This is a genomic window from Paenibacillus sp. J2TS4 (genome assembly GCF_018403245.1).
Taxonomy (GTDB): domain Bacteria; phylum Bacillota; class Bacilli; order Paenibacillales; family NBRC-103111; genus Paenibacillus_L.
Genome location: NZ_BOSH01000011.1, coordinates 90,548 through 108,080 on the forward strand (window position 1 = coordinate 90,548; position 17,533 = coordinate 108,080).

The following is a 17,533-nucleotide window of genomic DNA, read 5'->3' on the forward strand; positions in this document are numbered from 1 at the left end:
ACACACATAATTTTAATTGCTAGTGGAGTTTTCACCCAAATTAAATGCAGACAGTTACCCAACTCCACATTGGCCAAGCCTAACCCGGCGTCCTGTGAAGGTCGCCGGGATTTCCCCATGCCCTTCCCTTCCGAGATTGACTTCGTCTAAAGATTCCGTCCTATGATAATCCGTCTCGCCTTGGAACAGCATCCCTTGCCCTCGCTGCTGCTTCGGATCTCCATCTGTGTTCATCCCTCCCTTCTTTGCATCTCTATCCCCTTCGTTCAGATAGATTCTGATAAAGAGAAAAGGAATTTCACTCGATAACAATTAAAATAGTATATCCAGACAAGTTTCCTGAGCCAAGGGGATAACAGTCAAAAGGAACGGATCCGATAGGCTATCAACGTGGCGGCCTGGAGTTAGCGAGATAATAAAAAAGAACCCCAGAGCGTTAATTGGCTCTAAGATTCATGGCTTTTGGCTTTTGGCTTGGCTTTTGACTTTCGATTTTCGTCAGATTTTTCTCTGCAGTTGTTCCTCCATCCATGCCCAGCCGTCCTTACAGGAGGGCCGAACGATCCATGGCTCAAAGCCAAACTGCAGGTACATTCCAATCGCCTTCCAACTGGTCGTTTGAGTAGTCAAATAAGCTTTATCGTGAAAATCAGCGAGTCGCTTCATCGCCGAAGCTAAAAGCGGCTTTGCCAATCCCCGGCCTTGATGTTCGGGAACAATCGCCACCCAATGTATTCTGCCGTAAATTTTCCCTTGCAACGATTTATACCAAGCTGTCGTTGTGCCTAGCGCCGAACCCGCTCCGTCTTCCAATAGGAAGCAGCGAAGCTCCATTTCATCCGAATGCTCTCCGAATTCGTTAGCGTAGTGAAGCCGGGCCTCGTCCTGACTCGGAAATTCTCCGGCTTTCCATTCAATGGCTGCCCAATGCTCTTCATCTCCCGATCGAAATGGACGAATCCGATAGGGGGACGGAACCGTGTAATTCGGGATGTTCAGTAAATGAGGTCGGTGCATCGACAAAGGAATGTTAACCAATGACGCTTCCCCCTCGACTCGCATGGCTGTTCCCCCCTTACCGGCCAAAGATAGACAATAGGATAAGAATAGCGATCAGAATAGCACCTATAAGCAGCGGGGTGCTGCGTTTGACCTTGCCTTCCAGCCGGGCAGAGTGAATGACGATCTGGCTATGCCTTCCTTCCGCTTTCAAATTGTCCAGCACCTTCTGCTTGGCCTCTTCTTCGTCTTTGGCCTTAACCGATACAATGTTTTGATTTCTTTGCTTTTCTTCATCGAATAAAGTTTCCGTCGATGTATATTTGACCGAATAAATATTCATTCTACCAGCCCCTTTATATATGACATTCGTTATGTATCCATAATTAGAAGATCGTTCCATTAATTATAACAAATTTTGTCCCTCCCTCCTAACGATAATTATTTTATAAAAAAGAAAAAAACCATTATTTTTTAAAAAAATAGAGGAATTTAACTCCACATGTGGTATATTTTTATCAGCATCCTCGATTCACCTGCTTTTTTGACTTTTGCATTGAAAGCGGATTCAAGTATGTCCGTTCTTTACAGAAGGGAGAGTGAGTAAGCCTGAAGAGAAGAGAGCCAGATAATTAACAAGTCAAGCGATAAGCCAATTGGAAGGTTAATCCATAACTATGCCCCAAGGAGGAGTTTATTCAATGAATCATCTAAAGAAAATGATATCTCCTATGTTGTTCGCTTTATTGATCAGCGTTCTAGCGGCCGGGTGCAGTACCGGTTCCAACTCGGCAGGGGGAGTGACGCCATCGGTTACACCCGAGGAAAAACCAACGGATAAACCTAAAGACACGCCCTCGGACAAACCGAAGGATACCGTGGAAATCACTTTCTGGCATGTATGGAGCGAGAAAGATTCGGGCCCCATTGAGGCCGCGGTCGAAGCCTTCAATAAGAAGCAGGACCGGATCAAGGTCAAAGTGCTCGGCAATCAAGATGCAACCAAGCAATTAACAGCGATTTCCGGGGGCAATCCGCCGGATGTCGCTCTTACCTTCTGGAACAACATCGGTCCGTGGGCCGATGCCGGGGCCGTACTGGAGCTGGACGATTACTTCGCCAAGAATAACTTCGATGTCAAGTCGGTCGTTCCCGCTGCAATGGAAAGGATGAAAGTAGGCGACAAGCATTACGGCGTCCCCTTCACTATGAGTATGGCCAATACGCTTATGTATAACAAGCAAGCTTTTCAGGAGGCGGGACTGTCTGAACCGCCCAAGACGCTGGAGCAATTGTTGGATTACGCCGGCCAATTAACCAAGAAGGATGGATCGGGCAATATTACGAACGTCGGATTTATGCCGGACTATCCATGGATCGACAACGTGTTCTGGCCAGTCATTTTCGGCGGATCGTGGGTTAGTGATGACGGCAAAGTAACCCCGAACCGCAAGGAAAACGTCGCCTCCATCGAGTATCAGCGTAAATTCTATGAGCTGTACGGCAACGAGGCGCTGGGCAAATTCAAATCCGGTCTGGGACAAAGAGGAACGCCGCAGGATCCGATGCTGACCGGTCAAATCGCCATGATTATCGGCTGGGAATACAACTTCACTGAGGAAAGAACGCCGGACGGTCCTATCGGCATCGCACCGTTTCCTTATCCGGCGGATAGCCCGGATCTGGAAGGAGCCGGAATGGTATCTCCACGCGGAGTCTTCATCCCGAAGAAAGCGAAGCATCCGGATGAAGCTTGGGAATTCCTGCAATACTTGATGAGCGTCGATGCGCAGGTAGAATTTTCGACAGAATCGAAAGTCATCCCCACCGTTATTAAGGCGCTGGATGACGAAAGATTGACGAAGAACGAAGAGCTCAGCACGATGTGGGATTTCTATGAAAGAGCCAAAAGCGAGAATCTGCAAGGGTTCCCCAATAACGTATATATCAATCAGTATTTGCAGGCGTTGAGCGAAGAAACGGAAAAAGCGTTGAATGGGCAAACCACCGCTCAGCAGGCGATGGATAAAGTAGCCGAGAAAATTCAGCCGCTCGCAGATAAAGCGAATAAATGAACCGATGTGAGCACGGCGGTCCGAGTCCGCTTCATGACTGGGGGTCCTTGGACCGCCTCTTCCACGATGTTCTCATAAAGGAGGCCGGGATGCCTTGTTGAAATTACGAACTAAAGTCGGAGGAGTCCAACGCAGGCAGCTCAAAGCTATCCTCATAGGCCTGTTGTTTACCAGCCCTTGGTGGTTCGGCTTTGTCATTTTTAAGCTGTATCCGATTCTGATGTCGTTCTATTACAGTGTTACGGAATACAACTTATTTTCCCCGCCCGATGTCGTAGGGGCCGAAAATTACGTCAATCTTTTTGCCGATGACAAATTCTATCTCTCGTTATTCAATACGGGTTATCTGATCGTATTCGGTTTGTTTCCCCACCTCGCCTTTGCGTTAGCGATGGCGCTGCTGCTGAATACGAAGGTGAAGGGGCAGGCGCTCTACCGAACGATTTATTTCTTGCCGACTCTTGTTCCCGCCGTCGCCAGCTCGCTCTTATGGATGTGGCTGCTCAACGCGCAATACGGGCTAGTCAACGATTTACTCGGTTTTATCGGCTTGGAAGGCCCCAATTGGCTCGTCGATCCTCTATGGACTAAGCCGGCCATTATTCTGATGGGGTTCTGGGCAACCGGTACGAATACCGTTCTTTATTTGGCCGCCTTGCAGGACGTTCCGCAAACCTTCTATGAAGCGGCGGAAATCGACGGGGCCGGTCGGTGGCAAAAATTTTGGAACATTACCCTTCCATCTATTTCGCCCGTGACCCTGTTCCTGCTCATCATTGGCTTAATTGGCTACTTCCAATTCTTCACGGAAGGAATGATCTTTGCAGAAGCTTCCCAATCCGTCGGAGGCCCGGAAAATTCCCTGCTTTTCTATGCCATTTATTTATACCAGACCGCCTTCTCCTTCTTAAATATGGGGTATGCGTCAGCCATGGCTTGGATCTTGTTTCTTTTTGTCATGGGAATGACTCTGCTTGTGTTCAAAACCTCGGCCCGCTGGGTGTATTACGGAGGTGAGAAATAATGGCCAGACCGTCCACAGCACGTTCTCTGCGCACTCATATCATTCCACATATCGGGCTATTTCTCGTCGGAATGCTGTTTCTGCTTCCTTTTCTATGGCTGGTGCTAACGTCCTTGAAGACGGAGGATGAAATCTTTTCACTGCCTGTTGTATGGTGGCCGAGCACGTTCGAATGGCTTAATTATTCCAACGCCGTCAATGCGATCCCTTTTTTCCGCTATACGCTCAATACATTGTTTCTATGCGGGATGGCGGTCCTCGGCCAGATCATTTCCGCACCGCTTGCCGCTTACGGATTTTCAAGGCTGCAATTTAAAGGCCGCAATCTGATGTTCTTCGTCATGATGGGCTCGATGATGCTGCCTTACCAAGTGACCATGATCCCGGTTTATGTCTTGTTCAACAAGATGAACATGGTCGATACTTACTGGCCGATCATTTTACAGAATTTGTTCGGAATCCCTTTCTACATTTTTTTAATGCGGCAGTTTTTTCTAACGATTCCTTATGAATTGACAGAATCGGCCAAAATCGATGGTGCGTCGGAATTTCGGATTTATTGGCAAATTATCCTTCCCTTGGCTAAGCCTGCCCTCTATTCGGTAGCGTTATTCGCTTTCCTGAACGAATGGAAGGATTTCCTCGGCCCGCTCATTTATTTGAATGATCCGGCCAAATGGACGCTATCCGTCGGCCTGCGGGCTTTCATCGGGGAGCACAAGGTCTCCTGGGGGCTGCTGATGGCTTCCGCCACCATGTTTACCGTGCCGATTGTCGTCCTGTACTTCTTTGTCCAGAAAAAATTCATTCAAGGCATTTCATTAACCGGACTAAAATGACACTAGGAGGAATGAATCGATGAAGTCGAATAAATGGTTCTCTTTGCTGGTTGCCATCCTTATGGCCCTTACTGTTGTACCCGCCGTCGGCTTGTCCCAATCCGCCATTCCCGACAACGAGAACCTGATGAACCTGGCGCTGGGCAAAAGCTATACATTGGAGACACCTTATCCGCGAGATCCGCATTTTAGCAACGTAGAAGCCGCCCATAAGGATGAAGCGGGAAAGAAATTGACCGACGGAGAATATGGCGGAACGACTTTCTCAAGCGGAAAATATGTCGGAAGCATCTGGCAGGGTAGCCGGATCGTAACGATCGATTTGGAACAAATATCGACGGTTCAGGACATCTCCGTCAGCGTGCTGCAGGATTTGCCGGTCGGGATTTTCTTCCCTAAACAAGTCCGTTATTCCATCTCCCGGAATGGGAAGACGTGGGAAAATCTCGATACCGTGCATAATGAAATCTCAACGACGGAAACAGGACCGCTGACGCAAAAGCTGACCCTGCGAGGAATTAACAAAGTGGCCCGTTACGTCAAACTGGAGGTGGCGGTAGACTCCTGGATGTTCATGGATGAAATCGAAATATGGGGTACGCCGGATCGCTCCGGACGGCCGCTGACTCCTTCGCCTCAAGGGCCCAAAGACAAAATAAAATACCCCCAGTCGGGAACGGAGCAAACCGGAGGCATTGGGCATGAAGTTCTGATTTACACAGGAGAATGGGCATATGAGCCCGCTGACTGGATTTCTTTTAGCAAAGACGATTTCAAGCCTTATGTTTCCTATGTAGATGCAGATATGAACCGGGTGGACTATATGTTTGACAGCTACTTGTTCCTCCCTTATGCCCCGCTGATGGATGGCGCCAACTTCGGACCGACGGCCGGCAAGCCTACTGCTAAAGCCCATTTTGAATCGTACCTCGACCGGTTATTCCGGGACGACTATGAGCTAGGGGCGCTGAACGAAGCGGTTAAGGAAGCCAAGGCCGAGCTGGGGAATCCTTCGTATAAGGCAAAAGTGGCTATTGCCATCCCTTATCCGCGCACGGACCAGAACGATTTTGGCGATGTGGACGGAGACGGGATCAGCGAGAATATGAAGGTGAGCGAGGTCGGTGAGGAGCAAGCTCTCGCCAGCCGGGATAAGGTAGTCCGCTGGTTCGTAGACGAAGTGTACGATCGTTGGGAACAAGCCGGATATACGGACATTGAACTGGCCTCGTTCTATTGGTATAACGAATTCGTAGCATACCAGCTCTCAGAGATGGACGGCCAACTGATTCGTAAAGCTGGCGATTATGTCCGCTCCAAAGGGGCCCGACTGCAATGGATTCCTTATTACTTCGGACGAGGCTGGGATGAATGGAAGGACATTGGCTTCGATTCCGCTCTCATGCAGCCTAATTATATGTTCCACAATACGTCGGCGGAACGTGTGGATGCGATCGCTCAGGCGGCACGCGCTCACGGCATGGGCGTGGAAATCGAAATGAGCGATGCGGTGCTGACAGACCCGGCCATGCGGGATAAATATTACACCTATCTGGATAAAGGAGTCCAGCATGGGTATATGACAGGATCGTACAATGCCTATTATCAACAGGTGAAAACACTTCTTCAGGCAGCACAATCCGGAGACCCCGACGCGCGTGAAGTCTATGACCGCACCTATCAATTTATTAAAGGCCAATACAAGGCGCGCAGGTAAGACAGAAGCGGCCGAATAAGCAAACGCGCGCCCGTCCGGCGCGCGTTTGCTTCACTGCTGGGCTGCGGGCCATTATATCAGGGTCATGTTGACGCTGATATAATGGCCCTAAATTATTGCTTGCGGGCGACCAGCAAATAGATGGCATCCGACGGATTCTCCCGATGAACCACTTCTAATCCGGCTTCCTTCAGAGCCTCCTCCATCTGCTCCGAAGGAATGCGATGACTCGGCGGCGGGCCCGATTCCGTCACCTTGTGCTCCCATTCCAAGCATAGCAGATGCCCTCCCGGCTTCAGGACGCGACTGATTTCGGCTGCTCCTTGGGTAAACGGCTCCGCTTCATGCAGCACCATGGAAGCAATGACATGATCTACACAGCCATCAGCAAAAGGAATAGCCTCCAACGGGCCTTCCTTCCTCTCTACGTTCGTCAGTCCCTGCTCCTCCACTCGGCTTTTTAAAACTTCCAGCATTTGGGGCTCCACATCAAGAGCGTAGACCACTCCCTCCGTCATCCGCGCCGCGGGAATCGTGAAATAGCCGGAACCGGCACCAGCATCGAGGATCGTGTCCTCCGGTTGTACTGGGAGCAGCCTCAATATTTGCTCGGGAGGCAAAGTTTTGCGGCGTTCCGGATTATCAAGCCTCTCCAGATTAGCGGGATTAAAACGACGTTCGTGCATGCTGATCTTCCTCCTTTATCAAGAGTTTACGGATTATCGGGATAAACTGACCTTCAATTGTGACAGCGAGCGGAAGACGACCATCTCCCGCCAGACGATCTCCTGATCGGCCAAGGTAAGCCGGGGAAATTTACGCAGCAGGGAGCCAATGGCCACCTGGCCTTCCGCCCGAGCCAATGCGGCTCCCAGGCAGTAGTGAATTCCTGCGGCAAAGGCCAGATGAAGGTTGGGCTGCCGGGTAATATCGAACCGATCCGGATCGGCGAAGATTTCTGGATCTCGATTCGCCGCACCAATTACGGGGAGCACTTCCTGGCCCCGGCTAATGGTCCTTCCGCCGATGGTAACATCGGTTAGCGCCAGCCGGGAGGTCATCTGTATCGGACTCTCATAACGCAAGACTTCTTCAATAGCGCCGGAAAGCAGCTCCCGCCTGTCCTGCAGCAGCCGAAGCTGCTCAGGATGAGTGAGCAAGGTGTACACTCCATTGGCGATCAAGTTAACCGTCGTCTCATGTCCGGCCACCAGCAGAAGGACACACGATGCGATCAACTCATTCTCCGTCAGCTTCTGATCATTCTCTTCCGCTCGGATCAAGCCGCTGATCAGATCATTCTGCGGGTTGAGTCGCCGTTCTGCGATAATGCTCTTCAAATATTCCGTTATTTCCAGAACAACCTGACTGCCCTCCACGAATAGCTTGCGGGGAGCCTGGTAATCGATCAATCGAGCAAGCAGATTTGACCAATCCTTAAATTTCTGACGATCCTGCGCGGGAACGCCCAGCATTTCCGCAATGACAATGACAGGCAGCGGAAAAGCAAATTGCGCGACCAGCTCCGCCTCTTCCCGTTCAGCCAGTTCTTCCAGCAGTTCATTCGTAACTGCCTGGATGCGCGGAACAAGCGTATCAATCATTCTCGGGGTAAAAGCTTTGCTGACCAAGCCCCGCAGCCGGGTATGATCCGGAGGATCGCGAAACAGCATAAACAGATCGAGCAGCTCGACAGCGGGCTTGATATCCTCCTCGATCTCTTTGGGCTTCCCTGAAGAATCCAATCTCTTTCCAAATCGGCCATCCTTCAGAATATGAACGACATTGTCATAGCGGGTTACCAGCCATGAGTTCGAATCCGGCACAGCGTAAACAGGTTCCCTCAAGCGCAAAGCCCGATACTGTAAATGCGGATTAGCAAAAAACTCAGGGGTGTTCGGTTGAAAAATGACCTCTTCCTCTTCCTCTTCAGCTGACCTTCTGCTTGCCTCATTCATAGCTTCACCTCAAATAATGTCGATGATTTCCATGCGAATATTCGCTAATATGGATAATTTTCTATATCATAACAAAAAGGCGCGTTGGAAGATAGGTGACATGTGGAATTTAATTCCAAATATCTCCTCTACTCCAAAACACCCTTTATTGCTAACTCTAATTTACGACAACAAGAAATGTGAAGCTCTTCCATACTAATGACGACTAATGGAGCTTTACGCTTCAAACGGTTATCACGTTGACTCCGCTGTCCTGAAAATGTTTGATGTGAGAAGGCGAGGCTTCTTTTCCAGTGATTAAGGTGTGGACAGACTGAATCGGCGCAACCGTATGCAAGGAGACTTTGCCCAGCTTGGTATCGTCCGCCACTACAATGACTTCCTGCCCTGCACTGATCATTCCTTGCTTGGCCGGGACCAGCTGCGCTTCCGGATGAGTGAGCCCGTATTTCGGATGAATCGCCGGAGTCCCGATAAACACCTTCTGCACATGCATGCTTCCCAGAACCTGATCCGTAAACATTCCATTCAGCATAAAGCTCGAAGGATAGAGTTCCCCTCCCGTTACAATCACTTTAACCCCCGGCGCATCCCGCAGCTCTGCAGCAACATTCATATCGTTGGTAACGACCGTTACATTGGATCGATTCTTCAGATGATGGGCAATATGAATCGTCGTAGTCCCCGAATCCAGGATGATATGCTCCCCATCCTCGACTAGCTCGGCCGCCTTCAGACCGATGAGCTTCTTTTGCTCCAATTGATCCGAAACCCGCTCTACAAAGGACGGCTCCATATTAGCCCGCCCGTCCACGACAATGACTCCTCCGTGCGTTCTGCGCAGCAGCCCTTCCTGCTCGATCTCTGCGAGATCCCTGCGGATGGTCGCCTCATGAACTTGAAATTGCTTGGCAAGCGCCGCTACCGTTGCTACCCGTTTCTGGTTGACGTACTCTACTATTCGAAACTTTCTTTCGGCGGCCAGCATTTGATCCCTCCTAGTTGGATATATAATTAAAATCGGTTTTATAAACATTAATAGTAAATAACTAACTCAACCGTACCCCAACACTCTATATAAGTGGCACGCTTACCCGTTCGTTGTTCCTTTAGCGGACACGAATTCCTGCGATCATACAGTTATTATATATTGAATTCGAAGCTCAAGCGAAAAGCCTGCGATTATACAGTAATTTCTATATAAAACGACCCGATCACCACTAGAACGAGAAAAAAGATGTATTTTTGCAGGCTCTGCTGCGGAATCGGAACAAAACGGTCTTAAATCCTGCATAATTGCAGGCTTTCTCAAAGTGGCTCGACCGGGCGTTTCCCGAAGAACGGTGTTTTTTTGATTTCTGCAGTTCCCTTATTCCATACACCATGGATCGAAACACAACGGGCCGTCGAGCCAATTTAACGCTCAGCGAAAGTTAAATAATTTATGGATAGCCGCTAATAGATTATTTCAGTTAGCCCCTCTTTGTCAAATAGACCCTCTTTCTTAATAGGATCAAATAAAAAAAAGAGGGCGACGGTTCACCCTCTTGGAAGCTTGCCATGTCTTCCCCCACCGGCTCTCGATTCGGATTTAGCAATGATTAAAGCTGTTCTGAATCAACCATCTATTAGCGCAGTAAGCGCAAGCCGTTCAAAATGACAAGAATCGTGCTGCCTTCGTGTCCAACGACACCGAGGGGCAGAGCTATTCCCTGAACGAAGTTGGAAATAATCAACAGAGCGATAACGGTGATTGCAAAAACAATGTTTTGCTTGACGATTTTTTTGGTCCGGCGGCCAAGCTCAACGGCCGTCGAAATTTTATCGATATCGTCATTCATCAGCACAAGGTCGGCTGTTTCCAAAGCCGCATCACTGCCTGCCGCTCCCATCGCAATGCCTACCGTTGCGGTAGCCAACGCCGGGGCGTCATTCACTCCGTCTCCGACCATTGTCACCTTGCCGTACTTCTCTCGTAGCGCTTTGACGCGCTGCACTTTATCTTCCGGCAGCAATTCGGCGAATACCAGGTCGATCCCCGCTTCCTCGGCAATCGCTTGAGCCGTTCTCTGCTGATCTCCCGTCAGCATAGCTACCGTGATTCCCAGCTTCTTCAGGCGCGCAATAGCCTGCTTAGCCTGTGGGCGGATGCGGTCCTGCAGTGCGAGCACTCCCGCAACCCCTTGCGAATTCTGGATGACAGTGACGGTCTTGCCTTCGTTGGCCCACTGCTCTATGACCGCCTCCACCTCTGCCGACAACCGTTCCTTATCGGCAAAGGAGGGCTTTCCGATCTTCCAGGTGTCCCCCCGGTAATCGGCCTGTACGCCCCAGCCGGTCAGTGCCTTCAGCCCGGAGGCCCGCCCGATTTGCAGTTCTTGTTCCCGGGCCTTGTTCACGATCGCTTTAGCCAGCGGATGCTCGGACAAGCTCTCGATAGCCGCAGCGATTTCGAACAGCTCTTCCTCGCTCAAGCCCTGGTAAGCGACCCAGTTGGTCACCGCAGGCTGGCCATAGGTCAGCGTCCCGGTTTTATCGAAAGCGACGACATTCGTCAGCGCAATGTTCTCCAGATGAGCCCCGCCTTTGAACAAAACCCCTTTACGCGCGCTGTTCGATACCGCAGAAAGCATGGCGGGCATAATGGAGGCGACCAGAGCGCAAGGGGAGGCTACGACCAGGAAGACCATTGCCTTATAGAATGTATCCTCCCATCCCCAGTCAAGCAGGAAAGGCGGTACGACAATAAGCAGCAGAGTGATCAATATAATGACCCTGGCGTAAATTCGCTCAAATCGTTCTATAAACAGCTGCGAGGCCGGCTTCTCACTCTGGGCCTCCTGCACCAGCTTGATGATTTTAGCAAATAAGGTGGACTCGCTAGGTTTCGTTACTTCTACGAACAAGGCTCCCTGGCCATTCAGCGTACCGGCGAACACTTCGTCTCCAGGCACTTTGTCGACAGGAATGGATTCTCCTGTAATCGAAGCTTGATCGACAGCAGAGCTGCCTTCACGGATAGCGCCGTCGGCTGGAATTCTTTCCCCGGGCTTCACGAGGACAAGATCGCCCACCGCCAGCTGTCCGATAGGCACTACGGTTTCTGTGCCATCTTTGTACAGAAGGGCCGTCTCCGGCTTGAGGTCCATCAATGAGGAGATATCCTTGCTGCTCTTCTGCATCGTATAGGTTTCGAGGGCACCGCTTAAGGCGAAAATAAATATTAGAACAGCTCCCTCGGTCCAATACCCGATGCTGGCGGCCCCGATAGCGGCAAAAATCATCAGTAAATTGACATCAAGATCCTTCTCGACAAATAACGTATACAGGCCTTCTTTCGCTTTGACGAAGCCACCCACAACAAAAGCAAGCAAATACAAGGCTACAGACGCCGGCTCCGACACATACCCAATTCCCCAAGCAGCAGCGATCAAAATTCCGCTCGCCAGGGCGGCTATTCCTTCTCCATATTTACTCATCCAATCGCTTCCTTTTTCTTCACGTTGATCATGGTATGAGGATTCGTTTAACGTCTCTTTTGCGGTCGGAATCGAAGTGCTCATTATTATACCCTCCTGTCTCAATGAGAATGATTACTATTGTTAGCTCCCTAAAAATGACACATGCCACTCCTTATAAGGAGCAGCATGCAAGAAGAACCAAATTCTCATCTTATTGATTTAAATTAATTTCTACTTAATAATTATTATAAAGTATTTAGGAGGAGTTGTAAATTATATTTTTGCCTACTTTCATGATAAACATTCCAAATCCATAAAACAAGCTGAATGATACCCGACAAATAAATTTTATTAACGGTTGCCATTCCGGATTAATTGCCGGACAATCTGTGCAGATGTTTTAACGAGCCGTTCAATCCCCTCGGTCATCTCCTGCAGATCATCCAGATGCCCGTGAATACGAACATATAAATCATGAGGATTCGAGAAATCCCGAATGTAAGCATCCGACATTTCCATTCCGGATGATTTATGGGATGAAATGATCGGATCGGCTGACTGCCTCTTTGGCGACGGTTTCAATGGCGGCTTTCTATCAGAGTTTTTCATTAGATGGATCAAGTCCGCCTGTTCCAAATTACGCATAGCCTCTTTGACTCTACGGGTCAGTTTCTGTTGGAACATCTTTCTCCCCTCCGACGATTGTTAGATTATAATTCATTAGATGAGAATAACAGGGTTGTCTGTGGAGGGAATTCGCCTAATGGATCTGCAGGAAAACATAAATAGGCCGATCGCCTAACCTAACCATAATCTATTCGACCTGAAAGCAAAGCAACCTTCAGCGGGCTCTTCTCTTCTTTCGTACGACAAAAAGCCGATCCCTGCCGGATCGGCTTAAACTCAATATTTCGAGCTATTGAGTTATGCAGTATTGAGTTAAGGTTATGCATTGGATGGGGTTGTCGGCTCGGATTATTGGATCAACTATCGGGGTCAGGATTCCGGAGCTCCGCCCCCGACGGGCTCCATAATCGAAGGCTGGAACGAACGATTCAGCAGCGGGGAAATGATGAACACCCCGATCCCGAACAGACAAGCGGCCACTCCATACAAGCCTACGAGAGACACCACAGGTTTGAGGCTCCCCGACATCATCATCGTCAGTACCATAGAACCCATGAATAATGGATTCAGAATTCCGTTCACCCGTCCCACGAAGGAGGATTCCGTATTTTGCAGAATCAGAGTGCTAATCCCGATCTGAATAGCAGGCAGAACAAGGCCGCTAATAAATTGCCCGGCCAAGGTTAACCACAGGACGGTTGAATTGCTTGTAATCAGCATGCCGGCAGCACTGACGATCATTCCAAAAGCAAGCATCCGCTGAGGAGCAATCTTACGTGCGTAGACCATGGCCAGAGCGCCACCGAGGATCATGCCGATACCGCTGGCCGCCATCAGCCATTGCAAATTCTCTTTATCCAGAGCCAATCGCTCTGTCACCAAAAACACAGCCAGCGGCTGGATCAAGCCTATCGCTAAGCCGGCCGACATAAAGCAGCCTCCCAGCAAGGTCAGAGTGCGGCTGTTCAGAACATATCGAAAGCCTTGCGCCATTTCTTCGCGAACCGATGAGGCCTGCTTGCCCTTATCCTCTTTCTGATCCGCCGGCAGAAGAGTTAATGCCGCAGCCGATAAGAGGAAGGATATCCCCATAATAAATATGGCGACATCAATGCCATAGGATTGATACACGAATGTGCCCAGAACCGGTCCCAATATCATAAAAATGGCGAACATCGTCTGGTAAAGCGACATTCCCATCTGCATCTGCTCCCCCGGAACATGCATCTTGAACAGCTTCATTCCGGATGGCTGAGAGAACTGGGACAGAATGGCCGAAATTAAGGTCGCAAAAAATACGGCATGCCACGTAGCAAATATAAGCGTGGCTAGAACAGCGAAGACCGATACTGCACTTAGCAGGTCGCACCAAATCATCGTGCGCTTCGGACGCCAGCGGTCGGCAAACGTACCGCCAATAAACGAAAAGATAAAGATCGGCGCAAATTCCGCCACATAAATCATCGACACCGCAAACGGGTCTTCATTCGTCATTTCCATGACAAACAATAATATCGCGTAATTACGAACCCATATTCCAATCTGAAGTAACAAGCCGGACAGTAAAATGGCCTGGACGAACCGATTGCGGAGCAATCCTGAGAAAGAAGTTTGGGACGTAGTGGACATGATCATCCACTCCTTCTATGAAGAATTTTTCAATTTTCAACTTAATTAGAATACAGGCAATAAGAGCTTCGCGCAAGCGAATTTTTATGTATAAATTGTTATTTCCTACCGAACCCTCTATCCACGCTCTTAAGCGTAAACGGCTGTCTTCGTTATGGCGCGTAATTAAATAAAGCCGGCGCCGATAAAATATCGACGCCAGCTTGCTGCCTTGTGCTATACTTTTTTAACTATTATAACGGAATTGGCACTTGCACATCTTGCTTTTCATTTTAATTCAAACTGGACGCTCACTTCATCCCCGACTCTATCGGACTGATCGTTATAGGGTTCGGAAATATAATAGGTTAAGCTTTTAATCTCATCCAGATTGCTCTCGACTTCAAAAACAATATTTCCCTTCTTCAGCACCTGCCCCCTGAACTCGCCGCCAACCGGGTCCGAATGATAGATCGCGGTTTCGATCTGCTCCTTCGTGTTCAGAACAAGCTTGCCTTGATGGGGACGCCAGTTTACGGTTTCACCGGACGTATTCTCCACTTCCACTTTGAGGACAACCGCGTTCACGGCTTTGGAATACGGAGTGCTTTTATAGGCGGGGTCCAAGGTAACTTTGGAAATGGAAATTTTCATTGGACCGCTCACGAGCTCCTCCTTCACATTAAAGCTTTTCAGCGCGGTCGGAGGACCCCCTTCGTTTAAAATGACTTTATTCGCCTCTCCGTCCCATGTCACCGATAATCCTAAGGATTCGGCAACAGATCTGATGGGGATATAAGTGTTATCATCATAGGTAATAGGATGGAGCTCCCCACCCTGCTCGTCCTTAAATTGCAGAACGCTGCCATTTAATTCTACCTGGATTCCTTTATTCAAAAAAGCGCTAATGGGTTCCATATGGCTGGCGGCCCATGCGCCAATGGACATGGACGCGGCAACAACAATAGACATAAGAGCGGTAATCATGAGCTTTCGTCTCAATTTCGACACACCTCACTATAGGAAATCGTTCCTATTATTGTATCATAATCACCAATCCGTTCAAGAACAAACCTGAGCAGGATTATATCGTCTGGTTACTCTTATATAAACCAAAAGTGAACGCCCGAATAGGCGTCCACTGTATGGAAGAAACTATCTGATTTTAACTTTGGCTTTTTCACCGTCGATGTCAAAAAGAACATGGATGCCTTCGGTAGCTTCGACCACCTTGTCAGGCATTTCAATAACCGTAAACCCTTTAGCCGTAGACAATGGCTGTACTCTTTCATTGGCCAGATCGCCGTCAATCAACGTTATTGAAATTTTGTATTCGTATTTGTCATTATAAATGGCTTTAATCTTGGTGCCGCCAATCATTTCAATAAACTGTTGGGCCTCACTGGCATTGTTGGTAACAGCCAGATTCAGAACTAGAAACTTACTTCCTTCATCTGCAGAAGAGGACAGCATCCCGCCCGTTACAGATTGATTAAATTCAAAAGATTCGACAACAACTTCCCAATCTTTTAAATTGAAAGTATCACCGACTGCGAATTCTTGCTCTGCTTTGTCTTTCTCTGCATCCTTACTCTCTTCTTTTCCCTCGTCTTTTCCTTCGTCTTTACTGCCTTCGCTGTTACCCTCTTTGTCATTTGTTTGAGCCCCTTGAGCCGCACCATCATTTGGTTTAGGTGTTCCTTCCGCTTCCTTGCCAGTAGATGAGGAACAAGCAACAAGAAATACTAGTAAGACTAAAATCCATGACTTTTTCAATTCTCTATCCCCCGATTAGGTAAATTTTACTACATCACTTTACCATATTTCGACTATTGTTTCTAGTTCTATTTTCATAATATTTTCATAAAACTAGTCCTTTCGGATCTAATTCTTAAGTTATAGCCTAGATTCGGCTAGAAACGGAAACAAAATACATTATAGCGACACTTTAAAGTTAGACCCATTTTGAGAGCGACCGCATTCGAGGGATGATTATCGTCGGAGCAATCCCAATAAGCTATTTTATCCTCTTCTAAACATTGTCTGACAAAAGCGCGGGCTGCTATTTGCGCGAGCTTGTTCCCCCGATGGGCTTCTGCCGTTTCGATGTTGATAGAATGAGTCTTTCCAGCTACAAATCCCGAATAGCAAAGAGTGGCTATTTCATTCTGACGAAGAACACAATATCCCATGCCTAGCTTGAAGAAATGCTCCAAGGTAGACCAGTTCTGCAAGATGTTCGATATGACCAGACTTCCGTTTATTAATTCGGTAGAGGCGAGCAGTTCCGGCGATAGTTTAACCAGCCTGTATGGTTCCTTCACGAAAAGTTCCTCCAGGGGAAGTTTTTCCAAAGCTGCTTCTCCAATAGTTCTGCTTTGTTCTGGTTGTGGTACGTAGACATTTTGCTTACACACTTCTACTCCCCGGTGAGCAAATAAAGCGGCCATGGTCCCATCCCAAGCGGGATGGTGGCCGAATCCTTCAAACCAAGCCAACCGCAGCTTCCGTACTTCACGAGCAATTTGATTATCAATAAAATCATTAAGCTCCCGATTAAAAACCGTGTGATGCGGATCACCGATCAAACCAAAGCCGTCCAGATTTCCTTGCCAGACAAGCGCGGACCGAGGCGAATTCAGATCATCGACAAATACTCGCCCAGGATTATTTCCTTCTATAATCGCCCTAATCTCTAGCGGTCCTTTGTCGTAGAGCAGCCTGTCACATCGCTTAAAATATTTTGGCTCTAGTTCATAAATCATAATATTGAACCTCCATCCCTAATAATAAAGCCCAGGAATACACTTCCCGGGCTCTTTCGACACTTATTTCCTCGCCGCATGCCTTCCTTGTTTATTAAGCGTTCTTAAACATTTGGTACACAGGCTTAATGTCATAGGTTGACCGTCGATCAGCATTTTTCGCTTGACAATATTAGGCTTCTGCACGCGCTTGCTTCTTCTGCTCACATGAGATCGGGATAGGCTGATTCGATTGGCAGCGACTGTTCTTTTACCACAAAGGTTACACTTCATATATTCATTCCTCCTACGGATGCTTTCGATGTAGAAGGAACGCAAAGTAACGTTCACTAAAGGAGATAGCTCTTGCTCCTATATCGTAAAAAGCGGACAACCCGATTAAGGCGTCCGCATAGGTTTATAACTACTGATTACCAAGCGTTCCTGTAATGGTTAAAAATAGGCGCACTAATCCCTTGGT

17 protein-coding genes are annotated in these 17,533 nt (G+C 48.5%); 4 read left to right on the top strand and 13 right to left on the bottom strand.

What is annotated here, in order from left to right:
* Positions 1–54: 54 nt before the first annotated feature.
* The 3 genes from KJS69_RS20975 to KJS69_RS20985 form a co-directional block, all read right to left on the bottom strand.
* A complete protein-coding gene (locus tag KJS69_RS20975) occupies positions 55–234 on the bottom strand; it encodes a hypothetical protein (protein ID WP_213585751.1) in 180 nt (59 codons plus the stop codon).
* Between the two features lie 264 nt (positions 235–498).
* Positions 499–1,062, bottom strand: a complete 564-nt coding sequence (locus KJS69_RS20980) for a GNAT family N-acetyltransferase (protein ID WP_213585752.1) — start codon at positions 1,060–1,062, stop codon at positions 499–501.
* Positions 1,063–1,075: 13 nt separating this feature from the next.
* Positions 1,076–1,342 carry a hypothetical protein gene (locus tag KJS69_RS20985; protein ID WP_213585753.1) on the bottom strand — a complete coding sequence of 89 codons (267 nt, stop codon included), beginning with the start codon at positions 1,340–1,342 and terminating at the stop codon, positions 1,076–1,078.
* Positions 1,343–1,700: 358 nt separating this feature from the next.
* Between KJS69_RS20985 and KJS69_RS20990 the strand changes: the two genes are divergently transcribed.
* From KJS69_RS20990 to KJS69_RS21005, 4 genes are all read left to right on the top strand, one after another.
* Entirely contained in the window at positions 1,701–3,074 is a 1,374-nt protein-coding gene (locus KJS69_RS20990; RefSeq protein WP_249730639.1) for an ABC transporter substrate-binding protein, read from the top strand.
* Positions 3,075–3,171: 97 nt separating this feature from the next.
* The gene (locus KJS69_RS20995; protein WP_374706690.1) at positions 3,172–4,098 is read left to right on the top strand and encodes a carbohydrate ABC transporter permease; all 927 of its coding nucleotides are present in this window, start codon (positions 3,172–3,174) and stop codon (positions 4,096–4,098) included.
* Positions 4,098–4,937 carry a carbohydrate ABC transporter permease gene (locus tag KJS69_RS21000; RefSeq protein ID WP_213585754.1) on the top strand — a complete coding sequence of 280 codons (840 nt, stop codon included), beginning with the start codon at positions 4,098–4,100 and terminating at the stop codon, positions 4,935–4,937. Before KJS69_RS20995 ends, KJS69_RS21000 begins: the two co-directional genes overlap by 1 nt.
* 19 nt (positions 4,938–4,956) lie before the next feature.
* Positions 4,957–6,654: a DUF4855 domain-containing protein gene (locus KJS69_RS21005; RefSeq protein ID WP_213585755.1), complete on the top strand. Its 1,698-nt coding sequence runs from the start codon at positions 4,957–4,959 to the stop codon at positions 6,652–6,654.
* 113 nt (positions 6,655–6,767) lie between these two features.
* Here the strand turns inward: KJS69_RS21005 and KJS69_RS21010 are convergent, their stop codons facing one another.
* The 10 genes from KJS69_RS21010 to rpmB form a co-directional block, all read right to left on the bottom strand.
* Positions 6,768–7,340, bottom strand: coding sequence for a class I SAM-dependent methyltransferase (locus KJS69_RS21010; RefSeq protein WP_213585756.1), 573 nt, complete (start codon positions 7,338–7,340; stop codon positions 6,768–6,770).
* Positions 7,341–7,373: 33 nt separating this feature from the next.
* Positions 7,374–8,612, bottom strand: coding sequence for a cytochrome P450 (locus KJS69_RS21015; protein WP_213585757.1), 1,239 nt, complete (start codon positions 8,610–8,612; stop codon positions 7,374–7,376).
* Positions 8,613–8,835: 223 nt separating this feature from the next.
* Positions 8,836–9,600, bottom strand: a complete 765-nt coding sequence (locus KJS69_RS21020; RefSeq protein ID WP_213585758.1) for a DeoR/GlpR family DNA-binding transcription regulator — start codon at positions 9,598–9,600, stop codon at positions 8,836–8,838.
* Between the two features lie 640 nt (positions 9,601–10,240).
* Positions 10,241–12,175 carry a heavy metal translocating P-type ATPase gene (locus KJS69_RS21025; RefSeq protein WP_213585759.1) on the bottom strand — a complete coding sequence of 645 codons (1,935 nt, stop codon included), beginning with the start codon at positions 12,173–12,175 and terminating at the stop codon, positions 10,241–10,243.
* Positions 12,176–12,424: 249 nt separating this feature from the next.
* Positions 12,425–12,757: a hypothetical protein gene (locus KJS69_RS21030; RefSeq protein ID WP_213585760.1), complete on the bottom strand. Its 333-nt coding sequence runs from the start codon at positions 12,755–12,757 to the stop codon at positions 12,425–12,427.
* 312 nt (positions 12,758–13,069) lie between these two features.
* On the bottom strand, positions 13,070–14,335 hold the full coding sequence (locus KJS69_RS21035) for an MFS transporter (RefSeq protein WP_213585761.1): 1,266 nt from the start codon (positions 14,333–14,335) through the stop codon (positions 13,070–13,072).
* A gap of 261 nt (positions 14,336–14,596) precedes the next feature.
* On the bottom strand, positions 14,597–15,310 hold the full coding sequence (locus tag KJS69_RS21040) for a stalk domain-containing protein (protein ID WP_213585762.1): 714 nt from the start codon (positions 15,308–15,310) through the stop codon (positions 14,597–14,599).
* Positions 15,311–15,463: 153 nt separating this feature from the next.
* On the bottom strand, positions 15,464–16,084 hold the full coding sequence (locus KJS69_RS21045) for a DUF4352 domain-containing protein (protein ID WP_213585763.1): 621 nt from the start codon (positions 16,082–16,084) through the stop codon (positions 15,464–15,466).
* Between the two features lie 137 nt (positions 16,085–16,221).
* Complete coding sequence (locus KJS69_RS21050) at positions 16,222–17,073, bottom strand: GNAT family N-acetyltransferase (RefSeq protein ID WP_213585764.1); 852 nt, start codon at positions 17,071–17,073, stop codon at positions 16,222–16,224.
* 63 nt (positions 17,074–17,136) lie between these two features.
* Complete coding sequence (rpmB, locus tag KJS69_RS21055; RefSeq protein WP_213585765.1) at positions 17,137–17,346, bottom strand: 50S ribosomal protein L28; 210 nt, start codon at positions 17,344–17,346, stop codon at positions 17,137–17,139.
* Positions 17,347–17,533 lie beyond the last annotated feature (187 nt).

Excerpts from the sequence above, each read along its gene's own strand:
- KJS69_RS20975 (WP_213585751.1), bottom strand. The coding sequence starts at position 234 with ATGAACACAGATGGAGATCCGAAGCAGCAGCGAGGGCAAGGGATGCTG.
- KJS69_RS20980 (WP_213585752.1), bottom strand. The coding sequence starts at position 1,062 with ATGCGAGTCGAGGGGGAAGCGTCATTGGTTAACATTCCTTTGTCGATG.
- KJS69_RS20985 (WP_213585753.1), bottom strand. The coding sequence starts at position 1,342 with ATGAATATTTATTCGGTCAAATATACATCGACGGAAACTTTATTCGAT.
- KJS69_RS20990 (WP_249730639.1), top strand. The coding sequence starts at position 1,701 with ATGAATCATCTAAAGAAAATGATATCTCCTATGTTGTTCGCTTTATTG.
- KJS69_RS21000 (WP_213585754.1), top strand. The coding sequence starts at position 4,098 with ATGGCCAGACCGTCCACAGCACGTTCTCTGCGCACTCATATCATTCCA.
- KJS69_RS21005 (WP_213585755.1), top strand. The coding sequence starts at position 4,957 with ATGAAGTCGAATAAATGGTTCTCTTTGCTGGTTGCCATCCTTATGGCC.
- KJS69_RS21010 (WP_213585756.1), bottom strand. The coding sequence starts at position 7,340 with ATGCACGAACGTCGTTTTAATCCCGCTAATCTGGAGAGGCTTGATAAT.
- KJS69_RS21015 (WP_213585757.1), bottom strand. The coding sequence starts at position 8,612 with ATGAATGAGGCAAGCAGAAGGTCAGCTGAAGAGGAAGAGGAAGAGGTC.
- KJS69_RS21020 (WP_213585758.1), bottom strand. The coding sequence starts at position 9,600 with ATGCTGGCCGCCGAAAGAAAGTTTCGAATAGTAGAGTACGTCAACCAG.
- KJS69_RS21025 (WP_213585759.1), bottom strand. The coding sequence starts at position 12,175 with ATGAGCACTTCGATTCCGACCGCAAAAGAGACGTTAAACGAATCCTCA.
- KJS69_RS21030 (WP_213585760.1), bottom strand. The coding sequence starts at position 12,757 with ATGTTCCAACAGAAACTGACCCGTAGAGTCAAAGAGGCTATGCGTAAT.
- KJS69_RS21035 (WP_213585761.1), bottom strand. The coding sequence starts at position 14,335 with ATGATCATGTCCACTACGTCCCAAACTTCTTTCTCAGGATTGCTCCGC.
- KJS69_RS21050 (WP_213585764.1), bottom strand. The coding sequence starts at position 17,073 with ATGATTTATGAACTAGAGCCAAAATATTTTAAGCGATGTGACAGGCTG.
- rpmB (WP_213585765.1), bottom strand. The coding sequence starts at position 17,346 with ATGAAGTGTAACCTTTGTGGTAAAAGAACAGTCGCTGCCAATCGAATC.